The organism is Sporosarcina sp. Y1009, assembly GCF_057669865.1.
Genome location: NZ_JBYHFO010000010.1, coordinates 59,820 through 72,972 on the forward strand (window position 1 = coordinate 59,820; position 13,153 = coordinate 72,972).

Here is a 13,153-nt window from a genome sequence, read left to right on the forward strand (position 1 = left end):
AAGGAGTGTAATGATGAAGACATGGTATTGTGCAGTTGCGGTTGCAACGGTATGGACGTCACCAGATGCTGTTCGAGAAATCGATGAACCGGGTTTAACGAATCCGGTACATTTGACAAAGTGGTTGGAAAATCTACCTTACAAGCAACGTCTAGATCTTTGCGATGGAAATCGGGTGCAGACGCAATTATTATTTGGGGAACCAGTGATGATCGAAGAAGTTAAAGGGGAATGGGCAAAAGTCATTGCAGTTTGGCAACCATCACGAAAAGATCCACGAGGGTATCCAGGCTGGGTTCCAATCGTGCAACTTAAAGAAGCACAGCCAATTGATGCAGAAGGTTTTGCCAAAGTGAAAGTAGGAAAAGCACAAATTCTAACAGCAGATGGCCAACCAGACATTGTGGTGCCGTTCAATACTGTTCTACCGTATGTTGGTGTTGAAGGTAAATATTTACGCGTTTGTACACCGAATGGATACGCATTGGTTTTAGATAGCGATGTTGACTGTGCGCCTTCTATCCATCAGTTTTCCGAAAAGTCTCCATCTGTAGCTGTAGAAAAGGGACTCGCATTTCTAGACTTACCGTATTTCTGGGGTGGAATGTCCTCCTATGGTTTTGATTGCTCTGGTTTTACTTATCATATGTTTTTCGCCTGTGGGTATAAGATTCCACGTGACGCAAGTGACCAAGCGATGGGTGGCATTGAAATCCCACTAGACCAACCAGAACTATGGAAAGAAGGGGATTTACTGTTCTTTGCAAATGACAAAGGAAAAGGGAATGTGCGTCATGTCGGATTTTATTACGGGAATGGGTTGCTTCTACATTCGCACTCGACAGGTAAATCTGTTGAGTTAATGAAGATTTCTGGCTCAAAATTAGAAAGTGACCTATCTGGGGTTCGGAGATACGGGGAGGAGGAAAAGGTATGACTGAAGAGATTTTATTGTCGGTGAAAGGCTTAAAACGCTATTTCGATGTTGGACGTGGTGAAAAACTAAAAGCGGTGGATGGCATCGATTTCGATATAAAAAAAGGCGAGACATTTGGACTTGTCGGTGAATCTGGTTGTGGAAAATCGACTGCTGGGAGAACTATTCTCGGCCTTTACAATAAAACAGCAGGCGAAGTTTTGTACGAAGGCCAAAGCGTCCATGATATGACTGATAAAGAACGCCATCGTTTTCTGAAGAAGATGCAAATGATATTCCAAGATCCATACGCATCATTAAATCCACGGTCTACGGTATATGATATTATCGCTGAACCGATGCAAATTCACGGCATGCATAAGTCGCAAGCTGAGATGCGTGCACATGTGAATGAATTACTCGAAGACGTCGGTCTGAACCGCGACCATGCGAACCGGTATCCTCATGAGTTTTCTGGTGGCCAACGTCAACGAATCGGAATCGCCCGTTCACTCGCATTGGATCCAGAATTTATCATCGCGGATGAACCAATTTCCGCACTAGATGTGTCTGTTCAGGCACAAGTTGTTAAGTTGTTACAGCGATTGCAACGTGAAAAAGGCTTGACCTATTTATTCATTGCGCATGATTTGTCGATGGTGAAATACATATCGGATCGGATAGGCGTCATGTATTTAGGCCATATGGTGGAACTAACTACCAGCGCAGAGTTGTACGACAAACCGCTCCATCCCTACACACAAGCATTACTATCTGCGATTCCAATTCCAGATCCGGATATTGAAGAATCACGTCAACGAATTCTATTGGAAGGGGAACTGCCAAGTCCGATAAATCCACCATCTGGTTGCGTATTCAGAACGCGTTGCCCGTATGCAATGGATGTTTGTGCAGAATTAAAACCGAATTGGTTAGAAAAAGGGGAAGGCCATTTTGTTGCATGTCATTTGCATGATGAACAAGTGATGTTAAGAAATGATGCCGTTCCAATTCATGAAAAGTCGTCATAAAAAATTGAGCTACTGAAAATTTCCATTGAAATTAGTTAGGCTGTTGAAAACTGTTGATTTCCGTTCCAGGCTAGGAAAGAGTTAACTTCTCTTTCGCACTTTGTTCGCGTTCCACGGGGCGGGCGGTGAGCCGATAATCCCGCTGGAGTCGCCGTCTTGCACTCCAATCAACGAGATATCTTAAAATGAAGAAAGTAAAATAATGAATGGAAGAGGAGTCAAATCGTTCAGGATCGAACGAATGGACTTCTTTTTGATTTTACTTACAATCATAAGTTTTTCTGTGGTATCAAACAAATGGGCGTTTTTTAAAACTTAGCTAATCGATCACTGTCAATAAGAGTTTTTAGTCCTACATATCTAGTAGTTAGGAAAAGTGCCGTTACCAAAAGGACAAGTTATTCATAGGTTACAGAGAAGAAATGAGGTGAAAATAATGGTGAAAATCGCAATTGATGCAGGGCATGGTTTGAATACACCAGGCAAACGAACGCCAGACGGTGAGCGTGAGTGGTCATTCAATAATAAAGTTGCGCTCGCTTGTATCGCTAAACTTAACACCTATCAAAATGTGCAAACTTTACGGTTAGATGATCCAACTGGAAAAACAGATACACCCTTGAGAGCTCGGACAGACAAAGCAAATAACTGGAATGCAGATGTGCTTGTTTCTTGTCATCACAATGCCTACTTAGGTAAATGGGGTACTCACGGAGGAGTAGAAACGATTACCCAAACGGTTTCACAAAAAGCGTCTGTAGACATCGCAAAGGAAATTCATCCGCGTGTGGTAAGTGCAATGGGATTGAGGAACAGAGGATTAAAAACTATGAATCTACACATCACGCGTGAATCTCGCATGCCTGCTGTTTTAGTCGAGGGCGGATTCATGGACTCGAGTATAGATATTATAGCTATGAGATCAGATGCAAAACTGAAAGCGCAAGGTGAAGCCATCGCAGAAGGTTTAGCTGCGTATTTCAAGTTAGTCCAGCAAACGGGTAATGTTTATAGATACGGTGATACGGGTCCTGGCGTTAAGAAGCTCCAACAGGACTTGAACAAAACCGGTGCGAGATTGATAGAGGATGGCTCATTCGGACCAGCAGTAAGAACAGCGGTACGCCAATTCCAATTGAATCATAAATTGGCTGTCGACGGAATAGCAGGGCCGATTACACTGGCCAAATTGGCAGAAGTGATAAAAAAACAAAAGCCTATACCTCCAAAGCAAGAAGATAACCTATATCGTGTCATCGTCGATGGAAAACAGGTAGGCGCATATTCAGAAACTTCAAATATAGTCAGCCAAGTAAGTAATGTATTGAAAAATAATCCAAAGGAAATTAAGATTCAAAAGGTTTAAAATAAAATACGACTTCTAATCTTGATTCATTCAAGTTAGAAGTCGACTTGTTTAGAAATATACTGGTTTTAGATGGATGAACATAAGTCATTTTGCAATCAACCTGATTCATTCAGAATATTTTTTCCTATCCTGTGGAACTTAACATCTTAATGACAATAGAAGCATTTACGTTTGTTTGTGTGCCACCCGCCAAAGTCTGAAGAGTAACTGCAGCTGCAGAAGTATGGTTTCTAAGGGTAAGAATATCTCCAGATGCAAGGGTGATTATTGCCTGACCATAGTTTGTCTGAGTACCTGCACCTGTTCCGTAGGTTGTTCCTGGAACCGGTGTGCCGTTTAAAAAGAGTGTAAATTGATTTGGTTCTAAAGCGGTTACGTAAAAAGTAACCTCGTAGTCTCCTGGATTGGTAACAAAAATTTGGGCGGTTCCGGGGGTATGTGTAATTCCAGGTGTACTTACACCAGTTGAATCAAAAATAATATCAGTCTCTAAAGGTACAACTTGAGGACCGAGGTTGTATATATACCCGTATTCGCATAATCCACAATTTGCTCCGGGAACAATGGGGGTTACTCCGGGTATCGTAGCTCTAAACGGTCCAATGGATACTCCAGGTACCGTGCATACCGTTTTGCAACAGCATTCCTGGGTGTTGCATTTACTACATTTGCGATTTGAGTAGGAGTTATAATCATTCATTTTTTTTCACCTCCATCTTTAGTATCATATTCGTGTAAAGGATGATGTGAAGGGCAATTGTGTATTTGTCTTTCTCGTATTAAAATAAAAAGTAGTTAGAGATTTGATCTCGCACAAGTTTTTGATCATCAGGGTTTAAGTAATATTCTAAATTAATGAGAATATCAAATGGTGCCATATGATCAAATGATGATATTGATAAGTTTACAGCAACATATTTGAGCGAAATTAAAAAGCCCCTATCATCGATGGAATGAAGGGGCTTAGTTCTGCTTACTATTTCTTGATTTTTTGTTTCAATGATAGCAGCCGCTTAAGAGATTACAATACCTGCGTTTGCAGAACCTGTGATTGTTAGTACAAGCGTAAGTCCTGTTGCAGTTGCTGTGAACACCATTAATAAACGGTCACCTTGTGCTACCGGTACTGGCGCTACATTTGCAGAGCCGCTTGTGATAGTGCCTAATGATAACGTTCCTGTGAGCGGCGGAGTCAGATTTACAGATGCCCCTGTAGCAGTGAAGATATTGCTATCTGCTGGCGCACGGTAAATTCGAGCATTAATCGTCGCAGTCGTGCCAAGGAGATCCAAACCAGCTAATTCTGTGAAAGTAGCTGAAATTGCTGTGATGTTACCTGCACGTGGAACCGAAAAGGCTTCGGTAGCTACGCCTGTCAAATCAATTGTAGTTCCAAGAACAGTGATACCTGGAATGGCTGTGCCAAATCCGATTAGACTTGAGGTACCGATTAATCCACCTGCAATTGTAGTCAGTACAACAGGTGTAATACCAGAAGAAAATGCAATAATCGAACCAGTGTTAGGTGTCGGGATAATACAGTCAGCGTCAATCGCTGTAAATGGACCTAGTGCAGTACAATCAACATCTCCATTAGAAGGAAACTGGAATGGCGGGCATGAACATCTTCTGCGAGAAGGTCTTCCAGAACCACCACATCCTGAACATCCGTGATTTCGAGAATACATATTATCACCTCCTTTCTAAGTTATTCTATTCAGTAACGAGCGCGACGGACGGGCTATCTACTTGCATAGGAGGGAAATATTAATATTAGACCAAGTATGTTAGTAGAAAAAAAGATGCAAAATTAAAAACAGCCTCTCCGATTATAAGTCGAAGAGGCTGTTTTATAGGGTATTAATACAGTTTGCTACGTTTATGGATTTCTTCTAATTTCTTCTCCTAAATATATTGAACATAGAGAAAGTATCTTTGTTCAATTCTTGCTGCTTCGCTTCTGGCTCTTCAATCACTGCATCGGGTACTTCAGTAATCGTTTCCGGCTCTTCAATCACTGCTTCTGGTTCTTCAGTAATTGTTTCGGGCTCTTCAATCACTGCTTCTGATTCTTCAAAAGTTGTTTCTATTGTCTTCTGAACTGGAGAAGGTTCTTCCGAACTCTCATTTGGCGTTAAATCTTGCACCTCATAAGTTTTGTCCACGATTATTTCATTATCTACCACTTCATTCACGGCTAAGGTATGAGGGTTATCCATAAATTCATTTACTTTCACTGAATTCGTCGATCTGTCATTCTTATATTCATATTGAATTGTCGTTTTCAAGCTTATGTTTCTATAGAGGCCATTATATAATTGACTTGGATGTGTGCTACTTGGTAGAAACCTTTGCTTATTAATAGGTGTTTCTTCTGTTAGGTTTTCTATTGTGTTGTTGTTTTGAGAAGGCGTTTCATCACTTGGAATTTCGTGCTTCTGAATCGCCTTTCCCATTAGACCTTGAAGTTGTTTAAAAGATGGTGGCGAATTGATTCGCTGATCAGGAGAAATTGAATCAGGAATTCTTGTCTGTACCGTTTCTTCTATAGAATGAGCACCATCGCTAAATTCATTTAGACCATCTGGTAGATCCTGATTCAATTCATTCAGCGTTCCACTTTGCATAGCCACATTTTTGATAGAATCCTCGTTCTCTTTGTTGTGCACCATTTCTCCCTCAAGTTTCGTAACTTGTTTTTGAATATCATTAAATTCGTCTTTAATGAATAGATAGTCGTCAAATGTATTTTCTGCCTGTAATGTCGTTAAAGTTTTTCTATAGTTAGCAATTCTTTGTTTCAGTTTTTCAATGTTTTGAGCGGAGTACAACTTAGAATCTTCCATTACTACTCACCCCTTCTCGTATATTCCATACTATTAATATATTTTTCAATGCGTGACACATTGTTCAGTTCTCTCGTGATGTGAGATTATCATAACAATATATTCTATGATTTCAGGGGGGAATAAAATGAAGAATATTGACTACGCTTATTAAAAATATTGAGAAGTCTATGTTAGCCTATACACAAATCCCACCACGTCATATGCTACAAATGAAAGATAAAATTTTTTGGAGGTGTATGAAAATATGCAAGGAAAAATGAAAGAACACATTCCATGTGATGATAAAGAGCTAATTTGTATAAATGTTGATAAGGTGTATGACTGGATTGTAAAAGAAAATTCGTTTGATATTTTTCCAACAACGCCATTTTCTTTTCCGGGTGTCACACCAACGACAGATTTAGCGAATGCAACTGTTACATGTGAAGTAATTCCTGCTGCAACGAATCCGATTGTCATTCAAAATCGTGAGAATCGCCCTTTTAGTATCGATGGAAAAACTGTGTATCTACAGCAGCTTAATATTCAAAAGAATTTTTTGTTAACACTATATGTTACCTTAGAAACTGGAACAGTGCTACCAAGTGTACCAGTGCCTATTTCTCGCTGTGAACAAGTCACTTTATGTGCGCCGGATGGAACAGATGTTGAAATCACGTACACGGAGTTAAACTGCTTTATTTGTTCTACTGGCACACTGATTCTCGGGGATGGTGCTCCAGGGGCTGCGCCTGTCGGTACAATTGGATTCACTGCGCTAACAATCTCTGTGTCAACTTGCCAAAGCATCCAATCGACTTTCCCAGTTACTGTAGAATTCCTAGCTGATTATTGTGAACCAAGAGCTGACTTACCAATGGCTTGCCCTGCACCAGTACGACCGCTTGACTGCTCTTTAGTGTTCCCTGATGACCATTGTCGTCATTAAAGTAGAATAATAGTTAAGCTAGACACATAACTTAAAGAGAGGGGATACCTCTCTTTATTTTTTATTTTGTGGAAAAGGAGGTAGAGAATAATTGTGACGAATCAGAACGATTTGGCAACGATGATTACGAAGCTCCGTCATGAAACAAAATCATACTTATATGAAGTGAAAATGTTAGTGGATGAACTGAATGAGTCGGATAAATTAGGTATAATTAGTTACTTTACTTATTCATTAAATATCTCCCACAGTCCTCAAGAGGAAAGTTTATGCTTGGGGTCATATCATATACGTAATATGGGACGGAAGCCGATCACAAACCCATATTTATGTATTAAAATGCCTAAAGAATCTCCCTTCTCCTTTTCTGGAAAATATGTTTATGAACATTTTAAGCCGTCATTGAAGAGTGGAGGGGGCTGGGAACGCATTAACGAACAAACAGATAAAGAGGAATACTGGCTTAGGCCCTTGACCAAAACAACGATTGAACCAAACGAAACGCTATCATTTTCAAACTTCCAGATTAAATGGTCTCCTACAGAATCTTATGCAGGAAGTATCATGGCGTTTACGTATAGTGACGAACTAAAAGATGGCGTTGGTGTCATTAACCCCATCAATCTCAATGGAAGCGTCCATGCACAGGGGGATGAAAATGAATGATATAGATGAAAAAGAAAAAGAATTATTAGGAAAGCGTGTCATCCACCAATTTATAAATAATCAGCTAAAGGATCTAAAAGAAGAAAAAGAAGAAGACAATAATAGTTTTATATTTTTGGAAAAAAGCACACTGAATCTATTGATGACCTATTTATTAATGAATTCAAGTCACAAAGCTATTGAAGAAGTAAGTGGAGATAGTGAAGCGATTTTAAAAGAAATTGAGCAGGCCATAACGGAAAACAAAAAAGAATTTGAAGAGATTATTGCTAAGCTAAAAGGTGTTCGGTAAATTAAAATATTATCCAATAAGAGTAAGGGGGGCTGTTATGAATAGTGAAAACATGAAAAATAACGATCCAATACAACTCCAACAAATGATTATTTTTTTAAAGTCAGAAGTAACGAAATATAAAAAGCAAGTTGATTTATATAAAAATCGTGATCACTATTCACTAATCGATAAACTTGAGCAGGAAAATAGACAGTTAACAAATGAAATAGACGAACTATCACAAGAGTTAGATGTACTAAAGAATGAATTCGGTAAGCAAGCGAATAATATCCGAGATCGTTTGAAACAACATGAAATTGAAAATGAAAAAAAAGATACTTTGATAGAAACGCTTCAAATGAAAAATGCTGAACTATGGATGATGAATAAGCAGTTGGTTGAAACAGTAAATAAGATCATTTATGGAATGATTACCAACCAACGTGGAAGTCGGAAACAAGATCGACAAGTTTCTGCCCTTCATAGCAAGCTAGCCGATTATCGATCGACAATCGAACAACTTGAGAAGAGACTTGTGGATTTCATTCAAGTAACGGGGAAAGATATTCATGCCAAAATAGAAAGTTTAGAAAGAAACGACCAAGAGAATAGTCAATTGGGGATAGTAAAGCATCATGTTCTGCATGCAAGACTAAAGAAAACACCAACTCTTGTGAAGCAAGTGAATTCGGATTCTTCTAATATACCGCATGAAAATCTTGAGGTTTTAGAGCGTCGACTAAACAATATGATGACACAGTCCACGGATTATGAAGAAGATTTGGAAGCGAAATTGCTGTTACTTAATGAGTTAGAACAGAAGTTAGATCAGCTTGCTTTACAAGTTAATGAAGATGAATTACCGAGTGGAGAACCAGATTTAGTAGAAAAAACCTGAATTTAACAATTGAACTTCAGTCAAATTGAATACAATATGCCTCTTTCATTTGCCGTGAAGGAGGTTTTTCTGTGCAAAATTATCGATGGCTCATGAGGACTTTACACTAATTACTTGGTGAAAATGAAACGAAACCGTCTTTCAATCGTATAGATTAGAGAGCAAACAGTTTAAGACTTGATAATAAGTGGGTAAAGTATGAACAAAATGAAAGAGGAGTGGTAGCTTGAGAAAAGTACTGATACCAATTGCAATCATCGTGGGTATACTCGTACTTCTCGGCGTGATGCTTGTTCCGAATTATAACAAGTTTGTAACGTTGGAAGAGAATGTAGACCAATCATATGCACAAGTGGAAAATCAACTACAAAGAAGAATGGACCTAATCCCGAATTTAGTTAATACTGTAAAAGGATTTGCTGAGCATGAGCAAGAGGTTATTGGAGACATCTCAGATGCACGTGCAAGACTAGCTGGTGCCCAGGGACCGGAAGAGCAAGCTGAAGCGAATAGTGAACTATCTGGTGCGCTTAGCAGATTGCTGGTCGTGGTAGAAAATTATCCTGATTTAAAAGCGAATGAGAACTTTCGTCAATTAATGGATGAACTAGCCGGGACGGAAAATAGAATTGGTGTAGCACGTCAAGATTATAATGAGACAGTTGCCACATTTAACACACGCATCAAACGGTTTCCAGGGAATTTAACAGCATCTATATTTGGATTTGATGAAAAAGAATATTTTGAAGCGGATGAAGCCGCAAAAGAAGTACCCAAAGTCGATTTTGGAGATGACGAATAGTGATTGTTAATCGCATTCGGATATTACTAGCATTTCTCTTAGTCATGACTTTTTCATCAACTGTTTATGCAGCTGATATTCCCAAACCGGTCGGACATATTTATGTGCAAGACTTTGCAAATATATTAAATGAAGCGCAAAAAAACGAATTGATCAATTATGGGACGCAACTTGATGATGCAACGGGTGCACAGCTCGTTGTGATGACAGTGGATTCCCTAGAAGGCGAGCAGATCGAAGAATACTCTGTTCGGGTTTTTCGTGAATACGGGCTTGGTCAAAAAGATGCAGATAATGGCGTTCTATTTCTAGTTGCACCGAACGATGGTGAACTGTGGATTTCGACAGGCTATGGCTTAGAAGGTGCTTTGCCTGATGGAAAGATTGGCAGAATACGCGACCAATATGCATTTCCACATATGAGAGAAGGCAATTTGGATTTAGGGATTATGAATACGTATAAAGCACTTTTTAATGAAATTGCGACAGAATATAATTGGGACGGTGAACTTCTTCCTGTTGAAGTGAGTGAAAGTTACGTAGATGATTCCGATAGTGGATTTCCTTTACCGATGATTATTTTCATCGTCATTATTGTCTTATTGATGATGAGAAGAAGAGGTGGCGGTGGAGGTAGCGGTGGTTCTGGTGGACGTAGAAGTGGACCGGTATTTTTCCCAGGCTCATTTGGCGGTGGTAGTTCAGGCGGCGGTTTCGGAGGTGGAGGTTTCCGAGGCGGCGGTGGTGGATCTACAGGCGGCGGTGGAGCAGGAGGTCGCTGGTAATTACGCAGTGAAAATTAGTGGGTATGCAGAAGGTTAAACGTGCATCACCCACTAATTTGTTTTACACTTAACGTAAAAGAGTGGTGTTAAATATGCATGTTACATTTTATGCGAAGCCGAATTGCGGTCTATGTGAGGAAGCCAAATTAATGATGCAACTTGTCCAGGAAGACTTTCCTTTTACGTGGACAGAAATCGATATCCAGACGGACGATGAACTACACGAGAAATACATGCTCATGGTGCCTGTTATTGAAAAAGATGGAGAGGTTTTATTGTCCGGAAATATAGGGTATATAGAACTTGTCGAATTATTTTAAAAAAATTACGTACTTTTTATTTGAACTATCAGTGAAAAAGAATTATACTGAAGTGAGTAAGGAAAAGTTGTTCATATTTTTTTGTTGCAGGTGGGACGTTTTTCATCTGACTGGGACGATATATGTCCTGGTGATTGGAGGTGGTAATTCTTTGGAGGTTTCAATGGAAGCCCAAAGTAAGCTCGTGCCCGAAATGATGAAAGTCATGCAAGAAAGATACCGAATGTTGAAGTTTGTTAAAATGGCTGGTCCGATTGGAAGACGTAAACTCGGTGAGCTATCCGGTTTATCGGAACGGGAAACACGTTCAATGATGGATTTTCTACGAGAACAATCTTTAATCAGTGTAGCCAAAAATGGAACAACAATTACTGCAGAAGGTAATGATGTACTTGAAGCACTCGAATTATCAATGGAAAAATGGTCTGGACGCATAAAAGCAGCGACTCGACTGACAGAACTACTTGGTGTTCGATCTGTGAAAGTTGTTGCCGGTAATAGCGACATAGACAACGCCACAAAAAACTTACTCGGTATGGCAGCAGCCAAAGAATTTGTTACAGGTCTTGGCGATGGAAAGATTGTCGCGGTAACGGGTGGGAGTACAGTTGCATCTATCCCTAATTATATAAAAAAAGCCAATCATACAGAGGACTTGTTGTTTGTAGCGGCAAGGGGTGGCGTCGGAGATGATATTGGACTGCAAGCAAACGTCATAGCTGCTTCTTTTGCGGAAGCGTACGGCGGAACTTACAATACATTTCATTATCCCGAATCACTTAGCGAAGAAGCACATATTGCATTTCGCAAAGAACCTTCCGTATTAAAAATGATTCAATTGTATGAAAAAGTAGACTGTGTATTACATGGAATTGGCGATGCACAAACGATGGCAAAACTTCGTGGTTCAGCAGACGAAGAACGGCACATACTCGAAAGAGAAGGTGCCAAAGGAGAAGCCTTCGGTTATTATTTTGATCAAACGGGTAAAGTAGTACATCGGATTCGTACTGTCGGGATTCGACAGGAACAACTACAAAGAGTCCCATTTATTATTTCAGTCGCTGGTGGCCGCAGTAAAGCCGAAGCCATTCTTTCGTATATGGCGACCGCTCCGAAGCAAACAATTCTCGTTACGGACGAAGGCGCTGCGCATGAAATGATTACCCGATTAACACGTTAACAATAGTTTTAAAATATAAAAACACATTAAATGGAGGAATTTATAATGACACTAAAATTAGCAATTAACGGATTCGGAAGAATTGGACGCGTTGTATTCCGCGAAGCATTAAAATCAGAAGAAATTGAAGTAGTAGCAATCAACGATTTAACAGATGCAAAAATGCTTGCTCACTTACTAAAATATGACTCAGTACACGGTATTTTCGACGGAGAAGTTAGCGCAGAAGGCGAATATCTCGTTGTAAATGGTAAAAAAGTTCGCGTTTATGAAGAAAGAGACCCAGCAGCACTTCCATGGGGAGAAATTGGCGTTGATGTTGTTGTTGAATCAACAGGAATCTTCACTAGCCGCGAAGCATTATCTAAACACCTTGAAGCTGGAGCGAAGAGAGTTATTCTTTCAGCACCTGCTAAAGGCGACATTACAACGCTTGTTATGGGTGTTAACCACGAGTCATACAACCCAGAATCAGACAACATCGTCTCAAACGCATCATGTACAACAAACTGTCTTGCACCACTTGTAAAAGTACTTCATGACAACTTCGGCGTAAAACGTGGCTTGATGACAACAGTTCACTCATACACAAACGACCAAAGCTTACTTGACTTGCCACACTCTGATTTCAGACGTGCGCGTGCTGCAGCTGAATCAATGATTCCAACAACTACAGGAGCTGCTTCTGCAGTAACGAAAGTAATCCCTGCACTAGAAGGAAAACTTGATGGAATGGCAGTTCGTGTACCAACACCAAACGTTTCACTTGTTGACTTTGTTGCTGAACTTTCTGAGAACGTAACTGTAGAAGAAGTAAATAACGCATTCAAAGCAGCATCTGAAAATGAATTGAAAGATATCTTAGTTTACAGTGATCTTCCACTAGTATCAAAAGATTATAACGGAAACCCATCTTCATCAACTGTAGACGGACTTTCAACAATGGTTCTTGAAGACAATATGGTAAAAGTTATTTCATGGTATGACAATGAAACAGCTTATTCAGCACGTTGTATCGATTTAGCTCTATATATGCACAGTAAAGGTCTATAATCATAGCCAGAATGAGTTAAACCCCTTATAATGGTAATGGGTAAGAGGAGCGGGGTACCCCGTTCCTTCTTTTTAATTA

Annotated in this window: 15 protein-coding genes; 12 read left to right on the forward strand and 3 right to left on the reverse strand. The window is 39.8% G+C overall.

Features of this window, described 5'->3' with window-relative positions; genetic code table 11:
• Positions 1–13: 13 nt before the first annotated feature.
• From AC25Y1_RS13050 to AC25Y1_RS13060, 3 genes are all read left to right on the forward strand, one after another.
• Positions 14–937 carry a C40 family peptidase gene (locus AC25Y1_RS13050; protein WP_488148430.1) on the forward strand — a complete coding sequence of 308 codons (924 nt, stop codon included), beginning with the start codon at positions 14–16 and terminating at the stop codon, positions 935–937.
• Complete coding sequence (locus AC25Y1_RS13055) at positions 934–1,947, forward strand: ABC transporter ATP-binding protein (protein WP_488148431.1); 1,014 nt, start codon at positions 934–936, stop codon at positions 1,945–1,947. The genes AC25Y1_RS13050 and AC25Y1_RS13055 overlap by 4 nt, the downstream gene beginning before the upstream one ends.
• 436 nt (positions 1,948–2,383) lie before the next feature.
• A complete protein-coding gene (locus AC25Y1_RS13060; RefSeq protein ID WP_488148432.1) occupies positions 2,384–3,313 on the forward strand; it encodes an N-acetylmuramoyl-L-alanine amidase in 930 nt (309 codons plus the stop codon).
• Positions 3,314–3,440: 127 nt separating this feature from the next.
• Here AC25Y1_RS13060 and AC25Y1_RS13065 read toward each other — a convergent pair whose 3' ends face one another.
• The 3 genes from AC25Y1_RS13065 to AC25Y1_RS13075 form a co-directional block, all read right to left on the reverse strand.
• Positions 3,441–4,016 carry a BclA C-terminal domain-containing protein gene (locus AC25Y1_RS13065; RefSeq protein ID WP_488148433.1) on the reverse strand — a complete coding sequence of 192 codons (576 nt, stop codon included), beginning with the start codon at positions 4,014–4,016 and terminating at the stop codon, positions 3,441–3,443.
• Positions 4,017–4,329: 313 nt separating this feature from the next.
• Positions 4,330–5,004 carry an exosporium glycoprotein BclB-related protein gene (locus tag AC25Y1_RS13070; RefSeq protein ID WP_488148434.1) on the reverse strand — a complete coding sequence of 225 codons (675 nt, stop codon included), beginning with the start codon at positions 5,002–5,004 and terminating at the stop codon, positions 4,330–4,332.
• Between the two features lie 204 nt (positions 5,005–5,208).
• Positions 5,209–6,162: a hypothetical protein gene (locus tag AC25Y1_RS13075; RefSeq protein WP_488148435.1), complete on the reverse strand. Its 954-nt coding sequence runs from the start codon at positions 6,160–6,162 to the stop codon at positions 5,209–5,211.
• Positions 6,163–6,409: 247 nt separating this feature from the next.
• Here AC25Y1_RS13075 and AC25Y1_RS13080 point away from each other — a divergent pair, with 247 nt between their 5' ends.
• The 9 genes from AC25Y1_RS13080 to gap all read left to right on the forward strand — a co-directional run bounded on the left by AC25Y1_RS13080 (position 6,410) and on the right by gap (position 13,074).
• The gene (locus AC25Y1_RS13080; protein WP_488148436.1) at positions 6,410–7,093 is read left to right on the forward strand and encodes a BMQ_0737 family morphogenetic spore coat protein; all 684 of its coding nucleotides are present in this window, start codon (positions 6,410–6,412) and stop codon (positions 7,091–7,093) included.
• Between the two features lie 93 nt (positions 7,094–7,186).
• Positions 7,187–7,759 (forward strand): hypothetical protein, encoded by a 573-nt coding sequence (locus AC25Y1_RS13085; RefSeq protein WP_488148437.1) that lies wholly within the window; start codon positions 7,187–7,189, stop codon positions 7,757–7,759.
• Positions 7,752–8,051, forward strand: a complete 300-nt coding sequence (locus AC25Y1_RS13090; protein ID WP_488148438.1) for a hypothetical protein — start codon at positions 7,752–7,754, stop codon at positions 8,049–8,051. The genes AC25Y1_RS13085 and AC25Y1_RS13090 overlap by 8 nt, the downstream gene beginning before the upstream one ends.
• Positions 8,052–8,088: 37 nt before the next feature.
• Positions 8,089–8,931, forward strand: a complete 843-nt coding sequence (locus AC25Y1_RS13095) for a hypothetical protein (RefSeq protein WP_488148439.1) — start codon at positions 8,089–8,091, stop codon at positions 8,929–8,931.
• 226 nt (positions 8,932–9,157) lie between these two features.
• Positions 9,158–9,733, forward strand: coding sequence for a LemA family protein (locus AC25Y1_RS13100; RefSeq protein ID WP_488148440.1), 576 nt, complete (start codon positions 9,158–9,160; stop codon positions 9,731–9,733).
• Positions 9,733–10,518, forward strand: a complete 786-nt coding sequence (locus tag AC25Y1_RS13105) for a TPM domain-containing protein (protein WP_488148441.1) — start codon at positions 9,733–9,735, stop codon at positions 10,516–10,518. The genes AC25Y1_RS13100 and AC25Y1_RS13105 overlap by 1 nt, the downstream gene beginning before the upstream one ends.
• A 92-nt stretch (positions 10,519–10,610) precedes the next feature.
• Positions 10,611–10,838: a glutaredoxin family protein gene (locus tag AC25Y1_RS13110; protein WP_488148442.1), complete on the forward strand. Its 228-nt coding sequence runs from the start codon at positions 10,611–10,613 to the stop codon at positions 10,836–10,838.
• A gap of 151 nt (positions 10,839–10,989) precedes the next feature.
• Positions 10,990–12,021, forward strand: a complete 1,032-nt coding sequence (locus tag AC25Y1_RS13115) for a sugar-binding transcriptional regulator (protein WP_488148443.1) — start codon at positions 10,990–10,992, stop codon at positions 12,019–12,021.
• A 45-nt stretch (positions 12,022–12,066) separates the two neighbouring features.
• The gene (gene gap, locus AC25Y1_RS13120) at positions 12,067–13,074 is read left to right on the forward strand and encodes a type I glyceraldehyde-3-phosphate dehydrogenase (protein WP_488148444.1); all 1,008 of its coding nucleotides are present in this window, start codon (positions 12,067–12,069) and stop codon (positions 13,072–13,074) included.
• The last annotated feature ends 79 nt before the right edge of the window (positions 13,075–13,153 follow it).

Coding starts and splice junctions, on each gene's coding strand:
- AC25Y1_RS13090 (WP_488148438.1), top strand. CDS start 7,752: ATGAATGATATAGATGAAAAAGAAAAAGAATTATTAGGAAAGCGTGTC.
- AC25Y1_RS13075 (WP_488148435.1), bottom strand. CDS start 6,162: ATGGAAGATTCTAAGTTGTACTCCGCTCAAAACATTGAAAAACTGAAA.
- gap (WP_488148444.1), top strand. CDS start 12,067: ATGACACTAAAATTAGCAATTAACGGATTCGGAAGAATTGGACGCGTT.
- AC25Y1_RS13095 (WP_488148439.1), top strand. CDS start 8,089: ATGAATAGTGAAAACATGAAAAATAACGATCCAATACAACTCCAACAA.
- AC25Y1_RS13070 (WP_488148434.1), bottom strand. CDS start 5,004: ATGTATTCTCGAAATCACGGATGTTCAGGATGTGGTGGTTCTGGAAGA.
- AC25Y1_RS13050 (WP_488148430.1), top strand. CDS start 14: ATGAAGACATGGTATTGTGCAGTTGCGGTTGCAACGGTATGGACGTCA.
- AC25Y1_RS13060 (WP_488148432.1), top strand. CDS start 2,384: ATGGTGAAAATCGCAATTGATGCAGGGCATGGTTTGAATACACCAGGC.
- AC25Y1_RS13055 (WP_488148431.1), top strand. CDS start 934: ATGACTGAAGAGATTTTATTGTCGGTGAAAGGCTTAAAACGCTATTTC.
- AC25Y1_RS13080 (WP_488148436.1), top strand. CDS start 6,410: ATGCAAGGAAAAATGAAAGAACACATTCCATGTGATGATAAAGAGCTA.
- AC25Y1_RS13110 (WP_488148442.1), top strand. CDS start 10,611: ATGCATGTTACATTTTATGCGAAGCCGAATTGCGGTCTATGTGAGGAA.
- AC25Y1_RS13065 (WP_488148433.1), bottom strand. CDS start 4,016: ATGAATGATTATAACTCCTACTCAAATCGCAAATGTAGTAAATGCAAC.